Annotated in this window: 11 protein-coding genes; 4 read left to right on the forward strand and 7 right to left on the reverse strand. The window is 68.1% G+C overall.

Annotated features, from left to right (window positions below; all coding sequences use genetic code 11):
• The first annotated feature begins 2 nt into the window (after nucleotides 1-2).
• Both smeB and smeC read left to right on the forward strand, forming a co-directional pair.
• Entirely contained in the window at nucleotides 3-3,152 is a 3,150-nt protein-coding gene (gene smeB, locus HLA98_RS05060; RefSeq protein ID WP_057500991.1) for a multidrug efflux RND transporter permease subunit SmeB, read from the forward strand.
• A complete protein-coding gene (gene smeC, locus HLA98_RS05065) occupies nucleotides 3,149-4,564 on the forward strand; it encodes a multidrug efflux transporter outer membrane subunit SmeC (RefSeq protein WP_057500990.1) in 1,416 nt (471 codons plus the stop codon). Before smeB ends, smeC begins: the two co-directional genes overlap by 4 nt.
• A gap of 150 nt (nucleotides 4,565-4,714) precedes the next feature.
• Here the strand turns inward: smeC and mnmG are convergent, their stop codons facing one another.
• Both mnmG and HLA98_RS05075 read right to left on the reverse strand, forming a co-directional pair.
• Entirely contained in the window at nucleotides 4,715-6,604 is a 1,890-nt protein-coding gene (mnmG, locus tag HLA98_RS05070) for a tRNA uridine-5-carboxymethylaminomethyl(34) synthesis enzyme MnmG (protein WP_129550614.1), read from the reverse strand.
• Nucleotides 6,605-7,152: 548 nt separating this feature from the next.
• Entirely contained in the window at nucleotides 7,153-7,638 is a 486-nt protein-coding gene (locus HLA98_RS05075) for a hypothetical protein (RefSeq protein ID WP_049444263.1), read from the reverse strand.
• 158 nt (nucleotides 7,639-7,796) lie between these two features.
• Between HLA98_RS05075 and HLA98_RS05080 the strand changes: the two genes are divergently transcribed.
• Both HLA98_RS05080 and HLA98_RS05085 read left to right on the forward strand, forming a co-directional pair.
• Nucleotides 7,797-8,759, forward strand: a complete 963-nt coding sequence (locus HLA98_RS05080; protein ID WP_057500802.1) for a pyridoxal-phosphate dependent enzyme — start codon at nucleotides 7,797-7,799, stop codon at nucleotides 8,757-8,759.
• Nucleotides 8,744-9,388 (forward strand): YdcF family protein, encoded by a 645-nt coding sequence (locus HLA98_RS05085; protein WP_049444371.1) that lies wholly within the window; start codon nucleotides 8,744-8,746, stop codon nucleotides 9,386-9,388. Before HLA98_RS05080 ends, HLA98_RS05085 begins: the two co-directional genes overlap by 16 nt.
• A 161-nt stretch (nucleotides 9,389-9,549) precedes the next feature.
• Here the strand turns inward: HLA98_RS05085 and bioC are convergent, their stop codons facing one another.
• The 5 genes from bioC to bioB all read right to left on the reverse strand — a co-directional run bounded on the left by bioC (nucleotide 9,550) and on the right by bioB (nucleotide 14,387).
• On the reverse strand, nucleotides 9,550-10,434 hold the full coding sequence (gene bioC, locus HLA98_RS05090) for a malonyl-ACP O-methyltransferase BioC (protein ID WP_057500801.1): 885 nt from the start codon (nucleotides 10,432-10,434) through the stop codon (nucleotides 9,550-9,552).
• A gap of 12 nt (nucleotides 10,435-10,446) precedes the next feature.
• Nucleotides 10,447-11,226 carry an SDR family oxidoreductase gene (locus HLA98_RS05095; RefSeq protein WP_049444268.1) on the reverse strand — a complete coding sequence of 260 codons (780 nt, stop codon included), beginning with the start codon at nucleotides 11,224-11,226 and terminating at the stop codon, nucleotides 10,447-10,449.
• 29 nt (nucleotides 11,227-11,255) lie between these two features.
• Nucleotides 11,256-12,035, reverse strand: a complete 780-nt coding sequence (gene bioH / locus HLA98_RS05100) for a pimeloyl-ACP methyl ester esterase BioH (RefSeq protein ID WP_057500800.1) — start codon at nucleotides 12,033-12,035, stop codon at nucleotides 11,256-11,258.
• 17 nt (nucleotides 12,036-12,052) lie between these two features.
• On the reverse strand, nucleotides 12,053-13,276 hold the full coding sequence (gene bioF / locus HLA98_RS05105; protein ID WP_057500799.1) for an 8-amino-7-oxononanoate synthase: 1,224 nt from the start codon (nucleotides 13,274-13,276) through the stop codon (nucleotides 12,053-12,055).
• A 67-nt stretch (nucleotides 13,277-13,343) separates the two neighbouring features.
• A complete protein-coding gene (gene bioB / locus HLA98_RS05110) occupies nucleotides 13,344-14,387 on the reverse strand; it encodes a biotin synthase BioB (protein ID WP_057500798.1) in 1,044 nt (347 codons plus the stop codon).
• Nucleotides 14,388-14,467: the final 80 nt, after the last annotated feature.

Consider the following 14,467-nt stretch of genomic DNA (forward strand, 5'->3'; position numbering starts at 1 on the left):
GCATGGTTCGTTTCTTCATCGACCGGCCGATCTTCGCCTGGGTGATCGCCATCGCGGTCAGCCTGCTCGGCCTGCTCGCGATCCTGATCCTGCCGGTGGACCGCTACCCGCAGATCGCCCCACCCACCATCACCATCCGCGCCACCTACACCGGCGCCTCGTCGCAGACCGTGGAAAACGCGGTCACCCAGGTCATCGAGCAGTCCCAGCAGAGCCTGGACCACCTGATGTACATGACCTCGACCAGTGCCTCCGATGGCTCGGCGCAGGTGAACCTGGTGTTCGCCACCGGCACCAACCCGGACACCGCGCAGGTACAGGTGCAGAACCAGCTGCAGGCCGCCATGGCCACGTTGCCGCAGGCGGTGCAGCAGAATGGCCTGACCATCACCAAGTCCAGTGGTTCCATCTTCGAGGTGCTGTCGTTCACCAGCGAAGACGGCAGCATGGACAACTTCGATGTTGCCAACTTCATGGAAGCGCGCATCGACGACCAGATCAGCCGTGTCAGCGGCGTCGGCAACATCCAGCCGATCGGCCAGGAATACGCCATGCGCATCTGGCTGGATCCGGAAAAGATGCGCCAGTACGCGCTGATGCCCTCGGACATCGAGACCGCACTGCAGGCGCAGAACACCGACGTCTCGGCCGGTGAGCTGGGTGGCCAGCCGGCACTGAAGGGCCAGCAGCTCGACGCCACGGTGACCGCGCGCAGCCGCCTGCACACGCCCGAACAGTTCGCGCAGGTGGTGCTGAAGGCCGATGCCAACGGCAGCGTGGTGCACCTGGGTGACGTGGCGACGATCGGCCTAGGGCCGGAGAGCTATGACAGCATCAGCACCTTCAACGGCAAGCCGTCGGCCTCGCTGGGCATCGAGCTCAATGCCGGTGCCAACGCGATCGCCGTCTCCAAGGCCATCGATGCACGGCTTCAGCAGCTGCAGAAGTACTGGCCGCACGGCTATACCGCCCACGTGGCGTTCACCACCACGCCGTTCGTGACCATCTCGCTGAAGGAAGTGGTGATCACCCTGATCGAAGCCATCATCCTGGTGGTGCTGGTGATGTACCTGTTCCTGCAGAACTGGCGCGCCACCCTGATCCCGACCATTGCGGTACCGGTGGTGCTGCTGGGCACGTTCGGCGTGCTGGCCGCATTCGGCTATTCGATCAACACCCTGACCATGTTCGCGCTGGTACTGGCCATCGGCCTGCTGGTGGACGATGCCATCGTGGTGGTGGAGAACGTGGAGCGGGTGATGACCTTCGAAGGGCTGGCGCCGAAGCCGGCCACGCTGAAGGCGATGGGCCAGATCACCGGCGCGCTGGTCGGCATCGTGCTGGTGCTGACCGCGGTGTTCCTGCCGATGGCGTTCTTCAGCGGTGTCACCGGCGTGATCTACCGGCAGTTCTCGGTGACGATCGCTGCTGCGATGATCCTGTCGGTGCTGGTGGCGATGACCATCACCCCGGCGCTGTGCGGCAGCATCCTGCACCAGATTCCCAAGGGCGGCCATCCGCATGGCGACCACGCGGGCGAGCCGAGCCTGCTGGGCAAGTTCTTCATCTGGTTCAACCACCGTTTCGAACGCACCTCGAACGGGCTGCGTCGACGCGTGGATGGCTTCCTCGGCCGGCGCACGCTGGGGGTGCTGTTCTACCTGGTGCTGAGCGTGGCCACCGGCCTGCTGCTGTGGCACCTGCCCGGCGCATTCCTGCCCGATGAGGACCAGGGCATGCTCAACGCGCTGGTGAAGCTGCCGGCCGGTTCCACGCTGGAGCAGACGCGGGCGGTGATGGATCGTCTGAGTGCCGTCGCGGTGAAGGACGACGGCGTGCTCTCGATCCAGGCCACCGCCGGTTTCAGTGTTACCGGCAGCGGCCAGAACGTTGGCCAGGCCTTCATCCGGCTCAAGGACTGGGATGACCGCAAGGACGATGCCGATACCATCGCCGCACGGCTGACGCGGGCGATGGCCAGCGTGCCCGATGCGCAGGTGTTCATCACCTCGCCACCGGCCATCCTTGGCCTCGGCGATGCGGGCGGTTTCACCCTGGAACTGCAGGACGAAGGCGGTGCCGGCCATGCTGCCGCCGTGGCCGCGCGCAACACGCTGCTGAAGGAAGCCGCCAAGGACCCGAAGCTGGTCAACGTGCGCTACGCCAGCCTGGAAGACGCGCCGGTATACGCCGTGAAGGTGGACGACGCCAAGGCGCAGGCCATGGGCGTGAACCCGCAGGACGTCAATGACACCTTGAACGCGGCGTTGGGCGGCGACTTCGTCAACAACTTCATCTACAAGGGCCGCATCAAGAAGGTGTTCATCCAGGGCACCGCCGAAGCACGCATGCAGCCGCAGGACATCGAGCGCTGGAGCGTACGCAACCAGGCCGGGCAGATGGTGCCGCTGTCGTCGCTGATCAGCACGCATTGGACCAGCGCGCCGGCCGCACTGCAGCGCTACAACGGCGTATCAGCGATGGAAATCACCGGACAGCCGGCGCCGGGCGTCAGCTCCGGCGAGGCGATGGCCGAGATCGCGCGGCTGGCCGACACACTGCCGGAAGGCTTCAGCCATGCCTGGTCGGACATGGCCTACCAGGAACAGCTGTCGGGCAACCAGGCGCCAATGCTGTACGGCATCTCGCTGCTGTTCGTGTTCCTGTGCCTGGCCGCGCTGTATGAAAGCTGGGCGGTGCCGTTCGCGGTGATGCTGGCGGTGCCGGTGGGCGTGTTCGGTGCCGTGCTGATGATGAACCTGCGTGGCCTCAACAACGATGTGTACTTCCAGGTCGGCCTGCTGACCACGATCGGTCTGGCGGCGAAGAACGGCATCCTGATCGTCGAGTTCGCGCGCATCCTTGAACAGCAGGGCAAGAGCACCCGTGAGGCGATCCTGCAGGCGGTCTATCTGCGGCTGCGGCCGATCGTGATGACCTCGCTGGCGTTCCTGATGGGCGTGTTGCCGCTGGTGTTCGCCACCGGCGCCGGTTCGGCCGCGCGCCGTTCGCTGGGTACCGGCGTGGCCGGCGGTACGGTCGCCTCGATGGTGCTGGGCATGTTCTTCGTGCCGTTGTTCTACCTGCTGGTGCGCCGCATGTTCCCGGGCCACGCGCCGGCCGACGCCACTGCCCCGGAGGCACGCCCATGAAGCCGATGCTGCTGCGCGCCCTGGCGGCCGCGACGATGACCACCCTGCTGGGCGGCTGCGTGAGCATGGCGCCTCATTACCAGCGCCCCGAGGCGCCGGTACCGGCGCAGTTCGGCAATGCCGCTGCCGGCCAGGCCGAGCCGGCAGTGGCGATGCCGGCCTGGCGTGAGGTGTTCCTGGAACCGCGCCTGCAGCAGGTCATCGCGCTGGCGCTGCAGAACAACCGCGACCTGCGCGTGGCGGTGCTGCAGGTGGAGAAGGAACGCGCGCAGTACCGCATCCAGCGCGCAGCGCTGCTGCCGTCGGTGGATGCCAGCGGCAGTGTCACCCGCTCGCGGGTGAGCGATGCCAACAGCGAGACCGGTGCCACCCAGGTGACCGAGTCCGACGCGGTGCAGGTCGGCATCAGCAGCTGGGAACTGGACCTGTTCGGGCGCATCCGCAGCCTGAAGAACGAGGCCCTGCAGAACTGGTTGGCCAGCGCCGAGAACCAGCGTGCCGCACGCACCAGCCTGGTCGCCGAAGTGGCAACGGCGTGGCTCGCGTTGGCGGCCGATGGGCAGTCGTTGGCATTCACGCAACAGACCCTGGACAGCCAGCAGCAGACCCTGCAGCGCACCGAGGCCCGCCATGCACAGGGCCTGGCCTCGGGCCTGGACCTGTCGCAGGTACAGACCAGCGTGGACGCCGCGCGCGGTGCGCTGGCCAAGCTGCAGACGCAGCAGGCGCAGGATCGCGATGCATTGCAGCTGTTGGTAGGGGCGCCGCTGGATCCGGCCCTGCTGCCAACCACGCAGGCGCTGGATGGCAGCGTGGCACTGGCGCCGCTGCCGGCCAACCTTCCGTCCAGCGTGCTGCTGCAGCGCCCGGACGTGTTGTCCGCCGAACACGCACTGCAGGCGGCCAATGCCGATATCAGTGCCGCGCGCGCTGCGTTCTTCCCCACGCTGACGCTGACCGCCAACTACGGCCACAGCTCCACCGCGTTGTCGACGCTGTTCTCGGCCGGCACCCGTGGCTGGTCGTTCGCACCCAGCATCACCGCGCCGATCTTCCATGCCGGCGCACTGAAGGCCTCGTTGGATGCCTCGAAGATCGGCAAGGACATCGGCATCGCGCAGTACGGGAAGGCGATCCAGCAGGCCTTCAGCGAAGTGGCCGATGCGCTGGCCACGCGTGACCACCTGACCGCACAGATGGACGCGCAGCGCGCGCTGGTGGCCGCCAGCCAGCGCAGCTACACGCTGGCCGATGCGCGCTACCGCACCGGGCTGGATGGCTACCTGCAGTCGCTGGATGCACAGCGCAGCCTGTATGCCGCGCAGCAGGACCTGATCGCGCTGCAGCAGCAGGAAGCGGGCAACCGGGTGACCTTGTTCAAGGTATTGGGCGGCGGCGCCGACGCGCGGTAACACGATCTGCTCTGGTAGGTGCCGACCTTGGTCGGCACGGAAGCATGGAGTGTCGCGATCTGATGATTCGTGCCGACCAACGTCGGCAGCCACCAGGGCAGATTCATGTGCCGACCAAGGTCGGCAGCCACCAGAAGCAGGTGCGACCGCTTACGCCACGCGGCCCCGGCGTGCGCGCTCCAGATGCACCAGCAGCAGTGAGATCGCTGCCGGCGTCATGCCGGGAATCCGCTGCGCCTGGCCGATGGTCTGCGGGCGTACGCGCTCCAGTTTCTGCAGGGCTTCGGCCGACAGCCCGCGCACCGTCGCGTAGTCGAAGGCTTCAGCGATCGGCGTGGCTTCATGCCGTTGCTGGCGCTCGATCTCCTCGCGCTGGCGGTCCAGGTAGCCGGCGTACTTCACGCCGATCTCCACCTGCTCGGCCACCTTGGCGTCGGCCACGGCCGGGCCAAGCGACGGCACCTGCATCAGCTGCGCGTAATCCAGCTCGGGGCGCTTGATCAGGTCCAGCACATTGGTTTCGCGGCTGACCGTTACACCCAGCGTGTCCTGTACCTCGCGGCCCAGTGCATTGGCCGGGGTTGCCCACAGCGCGCCCAGACGTGCGCGCTCGGCAGCGACGGCTACCTGCTTGGTCTCGAACGCGCTCCAGCGGCGGTCATCCACCAGGCCCATCTCGCGGCCGGCCGGAGTCAGGCGCTGGTCGGCATTGTCCTCGCGCAGCTGCAGGCGGTACTCGGCGCGGCTGGTGAACATGCGGTAGGGCTCGTTGGTGCCGTGGGTGATCAAGTCATCCACCAGCACGCCCAGGTAGGCTTCGTCGCGGCGCGGGCACCAGCCGTCCAGCCCGCGCACCTGGCGCGCTGCGTTGAGGCCGGCCAGCAGGCCCTGCGCGGCGGCTTCTTCATAGCCGGTGGTGCCGTTGATCTGGCCGGCGAAGAACAGGCCGTTGACCAGCTTGGTTTCCAGCGAGGCCTTCAGCCCGCGCGGGTCGAAGAAGTCGTACTCGATTGCGTAGCCGGGGCGGGTGATGTGCGCGTTCTCGAAACCACGGATGCTGCGCACCATTTCCAGCTGCACGTCGAACGGCAGCGAGGTGGAGATGCCGTTGGGGTAGATCTCGACGATGCCCAGGCCCTCGGGTTCCACGAAGATCTGGTGGCTGGCCTTCTCGGCGAAGCGCACCACCTTGTCCTCGATGGACGGGCAGTAGCGCGGGCCGATGCCTTCGATCTGGCCGCTGTACAGCGGTGAGCGGTGCAGCGCGTCGCGGATGATCTGGTGGGTCTGTTCGGTGGTGTGGGTGATCCAGCAGCTGACCTGCTGCGGATGCTCGTCCACCGAGCCGAGGAAGGACATCACCGGCCGCGGCGAATCGCCGGGCTGCTCATCCATCACGCTGTAGTCCAGCGAGCGGCCGTCGATGCGCGGCGGCGTGCCGGTCTTCAGGCGATCCACCTGGAACGGGCGTTCGCGCAGGCGCGCAGCCAGCGTGGTGGCCGGCGGGTCGCCCATGCGGCCGGCGGCGTACTGGGTCGGGCCGACGTGGATCTTGCCGGCCAGGAAGGTGCCGGCGGTGAGCACCACGGCTTCCGCGTCGAAGCGCAGGCCGGTCTGGGTGATGACCCCGCGCACGTGGTCGCCCTCGATGACCAGGTCATCCACCGCCGCCTGGAACACGGTCAGGTTGGCCTGGCCTTCGACGATGGCGCGGATCGCCATGCGGTACAGGTTGCGGTCGGCCTGGCAGCGGGTGGCGCGCACGGCCGGGCCCTTGGAGGCGTTCAACGTGCGCCACTGGATGCCGGCGCGGTCGGCGGCATGCGCCATCGCACCGCCCAAGGCGTCGATCTCCTTGACCAGGTGGCCCTTGCCGATGCCGCCGATGGCCGGGTTGCAGCTCATTGCGCCCACCGTTTCGATGTTGTGGGTCAGCAGCAGGGTGCGCACGCCGGTGCGGGCCGCGGCCAGCGCGGCTTCGGTGCCGGCGTGGCCACCGCCGATGACGATGACGTCGTAACGATGGAAGGACGGGTTCATGGGGGTTGTTCAGCTGGGGGCGGGCGCGGCTGGGGCGGCGCCGGGGTGGCGATTTTAGCGCCATTCGGGGCCGGGGCGTCGGCGTCCACTGGCCGGCGTCGAAATCAGCCCTAAAGTTGGCAGGATTTTTGCAGATAACCCAATAGCACCCACCGTGGCTGGCGCCGTAGGCGCCCGTGACCGGAATTGGAACAGGGGCCGGTACAGGCGCACGGTGGGGGAGCAGAGGGCCGGCAGTCGGGGGACTGTCCGGCCCTGTTTTTTTTGCGGCTGTCGGGAAGGCGCCATCCACGCATGGCGTGGATCTACTGAAGCCGGGGCCCTCGTCGGTTGGCGACCCAACAAAACAAACGGCCCCGCATTGCGGGGCCGTCTGCCTTCAGAGGTGCCGACATCCGACAGGGCCGGAACAGGGGGGATCCAGATGTTCCTGTCGGATATCGACGTAGAGCTTTTTGCGGCGACCCGTGTCGTTTTTGTCACTTTGTGACGCGGGCCGTCACTGTCCGCGTAGATTGGGGCTTAGACCGTGTGAAATGCAAGATGGTTCAGCGCTCAACTGTGCGCTGCGTCGCACGATCCATGTTGCGCCAGGGGGAACCGTTCATCCTCGGCGCGCTCGGCGCCGGCGCCGGACGGGCCTGCGGCGGAGGGGCCGAAGGCCGCACGCCGGACTGCGGCGGGCGGCGCATCGAGTCCATGTTCCGCCATGGCGAACCCCCGTTGTACGACGGCCGCGACGGCGGTGGCGGACGGTTCTCCCCTCCATTGCCCGGGCGCGGCGGCGGGCGGTGGTTGTGCGGCGGGCGGTAGATCGGGCGCGAGTAATACGGGTTGCCGTAGCCGCCGTAATAGCCGCCATAGCCACCGTAGTAGGGGCCGTAGTTGTAGGGATAACCGGCCGGGTAGCGGTATTCCACCGACGGCGCACCGTGGTAGTAGCTGCCGCTGCGGCCGCCGCCGACATAGTCGTAGGTGGTGCAGCCGGTCAGGGCCAGCAACAGGCCACCGGCAAGCATCAGGCGCGTTTTCATGGTGGGTCCCCCCAGAGGACGGGTGTGCAGTCAGCTTCGGGCGCCAGCATTGAATCGGCCCTTAATTCCGCCGGCCAGGATGAATGGAGGCGTAGGGCTACATGCTGGCATGACCTTGTCCCGGTCGCCAGCGCGAAGCCATACGTTAATCTTGCGTCATGAGCGATTCACTGTTGCCCCGCGCCGACGACGTCCTGCTTGCTGCCGCGAGGATCGCCCCGCACGCCAGCGTGACGCCGGTGCTGCGCTCGCGCACGCTCGATGCGCTGGCCGGCGCGAGCCTGGCGTTCAAGGCCGAGCACCTGCAGCGCGGTGGCGCATTCAAGTTCCGTGGTGCCTGCAACGCGGTGTGGTCACTGGAGGCCGATCGCGCCAGTGCCGGCGTGGTCACCCACTCCTCCGGCAATCACGGCGCCGCACTGGCACTGGCCGCACGCACCCGTGGCATTCCCTGCCACGTGGTGGTGCCCGAAGGCGCAGTGGCGGCCAAGCTGGCCAACATTGCCCGCCATGGCGCGACGCTCTGGCGCTGCCCGCCGACCATTGCCGACCGTGAGGCCACCTGCGCCAAGGTACAGGTCGATACCGGCGCGACTCTCGTCCATCCCTATGCCGACCCGGCAGTGATGGCCGGGCAGGGCACCGCCGCCCTGGAATTGCTGCACAGCGACGGCCCGTTTGATGTGCTGGTGGTGCCGGTGGGCGGTGGCGGCCTGGCCAGCGGTACCGCCTTGGCGCTGCAGCATGCCAGCCCGCAGACCCGGCTGGTGCTGGCCGAGCCGGCCGGCGCCGATGACACCGCGCGATCACTGGCCGCAGGCGAGCGCCAGGGGGCGTTCACCCCCGACACGATCTGCGATGGACTGCGTACCCTGATCGGCGCGCCCAATTTCGAACTGCTGCGCGCGGCCGGTGCCGAGGTGATCGTGGTTGATGACGCGGCGACGATGGCCGCGATGCGCTTGCTGTGGGAAGTCCTCAAGCAGGTGGTCGAGCCGTCCTCGGCCACCGTGCTGGCCGCGGTACTGGCGCAGCCGCAGCGTTTTGCCGGCCTGCGCGTGGGCCTGGTCCTGTCCGGTGGCAACGTCGACCTGCCCGCACTGCGCTGGGGCGCGCCTTGAGCCGCGAGCGCAACCGGCATCGCACCGGCCTGCTGGGCTGGCTGTGGAGGCTGTTCGTGGTGCTGGTGATCTGGCTGCTGGGCGTGACCGCCTGGATTGTCTGGGTCGGTGAACGTGACCAGGCCGCCAAGGCCGACGCCATCATCGTGCTTGGTGCAGCGGCCTACGACGCCAAACCGTCACCGGTGTTCGAAGAACGCATCCGCCACGGTCTGGATCTGTACGAGGCCCAGTACGCGCCACTGCTGATATTCACCGGTGGCTATGGCGGCACCGGCGCGCGCTTCTCCGAATCGCAGGTGGCGCGGCGTTATGCGCTGAAGCATGGCGTGCCGGATGATGCGATCCTGATCGAAACCGCTTCGCGCAACACCGTGCAGAACCTGGTCGAAGCCAAGCGGCTGATGGACCAGCGTGACCTGCACCGGGTGATCATCGTCAGCGACCCGCTGCACATGGCGCGCGCGCTGCGCCTGAGCAAGGCACTGGGCATCGACGCGCTGGCCTCGTCCACGCCCAGCACGCGCTTCCGCAGCTTCCACACCAGCTGGCGCTTCCTGGTGCAGGAGATCTATTTCTTCCACCGCGACCTGGTGCGTCCGCCGCTGAGCTCGCCGGCCAATACCTGAGGGCGGCCTGCATTTGGTGGGTGCCAACCTTGGTTGGCACAACCTGTCAGATCGCGATGCCGCCGGCACTGTGCCGACCAAGGTCGGCACCTACCAGAGCGGGTTCCGTGCATGAATCGTAGTTGCCGACCTTGGTCGGCGCATGACCTGCGATCGTTCGATCAGCTTTGCTTGCGACGGATCGGAATCGCCGACACCGGCACCGAGGCCACGTCATGCCCGCCTTCTCGGATCGGTGCGCCCGGGTCCGGTGCCCAGGCATGCGCATAGATCACTTCCCAACTGCTGGGCAACTTGCCGTCGGCACGGCGCATCGGCTCGTATGCCGCCGCCGCCGCCGCGAAACGGCTACGCCCGGTCAGGGTGTGGCGGCGGTCCACCCGCGCATTGGTGGCGCCCATCGCACGCAGTTCGCGCATCAATGACGGCAGGTCGTCATAGGTCAGGGTGAACAGATCGCGATCCAGCACCGGGTCGCGGAAGCCGGCCATCATCAGCGCGTCGCCGAACTGGGCGATCTGCGCGAAGCGGCTCACGTGCGGGCGGTCATCGGCGGCCGCGAAGGCCTCGTTGAGTTCGACCAGGGTCTCCGGGCCGAAGGTCGAGCACAGCAGCAGGCCACCAGGCTTGAGCACACGGCGGAACCCGGCAAATACCGCCGGCAGGTCGTCCAGCCACTGCAGGCACAGGTTGCTGAAGATCACGTCCACGCTGTTGTCGGCCAGCGGCAGCGCAGCGGCGTCGCCGCACAGGCGCTGGAACGGCTTCCACCAGCCGGCCTGGCGCTTGGCCTGGTCCAGCATCGGAAGCGCCACGTCCAGCGCGATCACCTGCGCCTTCGGCCAGCGCTTCTTCATCAACGCACTGGCATGGCCGGTACCCGCGCCGATGTCCAGCACCACCTCGGGCTTGCGCGCCTCCAGGTAGTCCAGCGATTCGATCAACCGCGACTGCACCTCGCGCTGCAGGGCGGCGGCGGCGTCGTAGCTGCTGGCGGCACGCGCGAACGCGCGGCGGACATGGCGGGCATCGAAGTGGGACGGCATTGCGAAAGTCTCTTAGAACGTACCGGGGTAGGCGCCGCCGTCGATCAGCAGGTTCTGCCCGGTGAGGTAACCGGCCTGTGCGCTGCACAGGAAGGCGCAGGCGGCGCCGAATTCGTCCGGCGTGCCGAAGCGGCCGGCGGGAATCTGCTGGCGGCGGCGCTCGGCCACTTCGCCGGCATCGCCGTCCTTGCCCGCGCTGTGGGCGAAGTTGGCGCGCAGGCGGTCGGTGTCGAACTGGCCGGGCAGCAGGTTGTTGATCGTGACATTGTGGGCCACGGTGCGGCGCGACAGGCCGGCGACGAACCCGGTCAGGCCGCTGCGCGCGCCATTGGACAGCGCCAGGATGTCGATCGGGGCCTTCACTGCCGACGAGGTGATGTTGACGATGCGGCCGAAGCCGCGCTCGATCATCGCGTCGACGGTGGCGCGGATCAGCGCGATCGGCGCCAGCATGTTGGCGTCCAGCGCGGCGATCCAGTCGTCGCGCTCGAAATTGCGGAAATCACCGGGCGGCGGACCACCGGCGTTGTTGACCAGGATGTCCACCTGCGGGCATGCGGCCAGTGCCGCCGTGCGGCCGGTCTCGGTGGTGACATCGGCGGCGACTGCACGCACCTCGGCGGCGCCGGCCAGTGCGCGCAGCTCTTCGGCGGCAGCCTGCAGCGCAGCGTCACCACGGGCCACGATCACTACGTTGACGCCCTCACGCACCAGCGCACGCGCGCAACCCAGGCCCAACCCCTTGCTTGCGCCGCAGACCAGTGCCCAGCGGCCGTTGATACCCAGATCCATGCGTCAGTCCTGCGGAATTCGGAAGGCGCTCATTGTCCGCCAACGGCCGGTGACAGGCCGGCAACGAAGTGTTGCAGCGCGGTGGCCACTTCGTCGGCATGACCGAGGAAGGGCGCATGGCCGCCGTGGGCGATGGTCAGCGCCTGCGCGCCCGGAGCGAGCGCCGCGGCGGCCTGCATCGCCGCAGGAGACACCAGCCGGTCACGCTGGCCGGCGATCCACAGGCTGGGTTTGCCCAGGGTCGGCAGTGCACCGCGCAGGTCGGTGCTTTCCAGCAGGCGCAATCCCTCCAGCAGTGCACGTTCGGTGGGCGCACCGCGCTCGACCAGGCGCTGGCGCAGCGTGCGCAGCTCCTCGCGGGCGTGCGCCGAGCCCATCACGTCCAGCGCGAGGAAGCGTTCCAGGGTGCCGGCGAAGTCGGTGGCCAACTCGCGACCGAACTGCTCGAACACGGCCGGTTCCACCGCATGCGGCCAGTCCTCGCCACGTACGAAGCGCGGCGTGGCGGCGATCATCGCCAGCCCGCGCACCTTCGGCAGCGTCGCCGCCGCATGCAGTGCGAACAGACCACCCAGCGACCAGCCGCACCACACCGCCGGTGGCGTGGACGCGGCAATGGCATTGACCACGAACGGCAGGCGCAGCGGCGTGGTGTCCTCGCGGCTGTGGCCATGGCCGGGAAGGTCGACCAGATGCAGGGTGAACTGGTCGGCCAAGCGCTGCACCAGTGGTGCGAACACACCGCCCTGAAGGGCCCAGCCGTGGATCAGAACCAGGTCCGGCCCGCGGCCGGTGACTTCAATATGCATGGGCAACGACGCGGAACTCAGGCGAAAGCGGGCAGCGGCGGCGGCGCGGCTTCGCGCACGGCCAGGGTGACGCGGTCGCGCGCGCTGGCGATGGCTTCCACCAGGCCGCGCACCTGTTCCGGCGTGTGCAGCGCGGACAGTGTCACGCGCAGGCGTGCCTTGCCTTCCGGCACCGTCGGCGGGCGGATTGCACCAACCAGCCAGCCGGCCTGCTCCAGCGCCGTGGACATCGCCACGGCGGTGTGGTCATCACCGCACAGCAGCGGCTGGATCGGTGTGTCGGAAGCCATCAGGTCCAGCCCATGGCGACGCGCTTCACTGCGGAACAGCGCGATCAGGTCGGTCAGCTTGGTGCGGCGCCAGTGGTCGCGGCGCGCCAGGCGCACCGCTTCAAGCGCAGCAGCGGCCATCGCCGGTGGCACGGCGGTGGTGTAGATGTACGGGCGTGCGGTTTCGGCCAGATGCTCGATCAGGTCGTCGCGGCCCAGCACCAGCGCACCGGAACCGCCCAATGCCTTGCCCAGCGTGACCAGCTGCAGCGGCACATCGTCCACGCCCAGCCCGGCGGCGGCCACGGCACCACGGCCATCACCGACCACGCCTACACCGTGCGCATCATCCACATAGAACAGCGCCTGCTGCAGGCGTGCCACAAGCGACAATGCACGCAGCGGTGCGATGTCGCCATCCATGCTGAAGACCCCATCGGTGACCAGCATTGCCGCGCCATCGGGCGCGTGCTTGAGCTGACGCATTGCGCCTTCCGCATCCAGATGCGGATAACGGCGCAGGCGTGCGCCGGCCAACCGGGTGGCATCGAGCAGGCTGGCGTGGTTGAGCTTGTCCTGTACGCAGACATCGTTCTCTTCGCTCAGCAGTGCCTGCTGCACCGCCAGATTGGCGGCGAAGCCACTGCCGAACAGCAGCGCACGCGGATAGCCCAGCCACTCGGCCACCTCGCGTTCCAGCGCCTCATGCAGGGCGTGGTGGCCGCAGACCAGGTGCGAGGCACCGGCACCAGCGCCTTCGCGCGCGGCGGCGTCCTGCAGTGCGTTGACCACGCTGAACTGCTGGGCCAGGCCCAGGTAGTCGTTGCTGCAGAAGCCGGTCAGCCACTGGCCGTCCACTTCCAGGCGCACGCCGTCACGACGGGTGACCGTGCGTCGCGGGCGGCGACGGCCTTGGGCATCGCGCAGAGCGCGCTGGGCGTGGAGGCGGGCGGTCAGGTCGGGGCGGGCCATGGTGGCTGATTGCGTCGACGGGGCGGCTAGGGTAGCGCGTTGCCGCGGCGCCTGCTTGCGGCCCGTCTCAGGCCGCGTGAGCGCAGCCACAGCCGGGCGTATCGGCACTGATATCGGCGTGCACGGTGCCGCCGTGGTCGTGGCCTTCGGCATCCACCTGCACCGCCATCGGCTGCAGACCCAGGCGCGCGAACAAGGCCAGGTCGCGTTCGCTTTCCGGGTTGCCGGTGGTCAGCAGCTTGTCGCCATAGAAGATCGAATTGGCACCGGCCAGGAAGCACAGCGCCTGCAGTTCGTCGCTCATCGCCTCGCGCCCGGCCGACAGCCGCACCATGGAGCGTGGCATGGCGATGCGCGCCACCGCGATCATGCGCACGAACTCGAACGGGTCCAGCTCGGCACTGCCATGCAGCGGCGTGCCCGCCACCTGCACCAGCTTGTTGATCGGCACCGAATCCGGATGCGCCGGCAACGTGGCCAGTGCCAGCAGCAGGCCAACGCGCTGCGCGCGCGTCTCGCCCATGCCGACAATGCCGCCGCAACAGGTTTTCAGGCCTGCATCGCGCACGTGCTCCAGCGTATCCAGGCGGTCCTGGTACTGGCGCGTGTGGATGATCGAATCGTAGTAGTCCGGCGCGGTGTCGAGATTGTGGTTGTAGTAGTCCAGGCCCGCATCCTTCAGCGCACGCGCCTGCTCACCACTGAGCATGCCCAGCGTGGCGCAGGTCTCCAGGCCCAGAGCCTTCACCCCGGCGATCATCGCCGCCACCTTCGGGATGTCGCGGTCCTTCGGTGAACGCCACGCGGCACCCATGCAGAAGCGCGACGCACCGGCGGCCTTGGCCTGGCGGGCCTTGGCCAGGACCGCGTCGGTGTCCATCAGCTTCTGCGCGTTCACCCCGGTGCTGTAGCGCTGCGCCTGCGGGCAGTACGCGCAGTCTTCCGGGCAGCCGCCGGTCTTGACCGACAGCAGGGTGGACACCTGCACCTGCGACGGGTCGAAGTGCTCGCGATGGACCGCTGCGGCGCGGAACAGCAGTTCGGGGAACGGCAGCTCGAACAGCGCCTGCAGTTCGTCGTGTTGCCAGTCGTGGCGGATGGCAGCAGCCATGGCGGGACCTTGGGTACGAGTGGAGCGAGGGCGGCAGTGTGGGTGGCTCGGCGAAGGCTGTCAACCATATAGATTCTAAT

The sequence above is a fragment of the Stenotrophomonas africana genome (assembly GCF_013004645.1).
Taxonomy (GTDB): domain Bacteria; phylum Pseudomonadota; class Gammaproteobacteria; order Xanthomonadales; family Xanthomonadaceae; genus Stenotrophomonas; species Stenotrophomonas africana.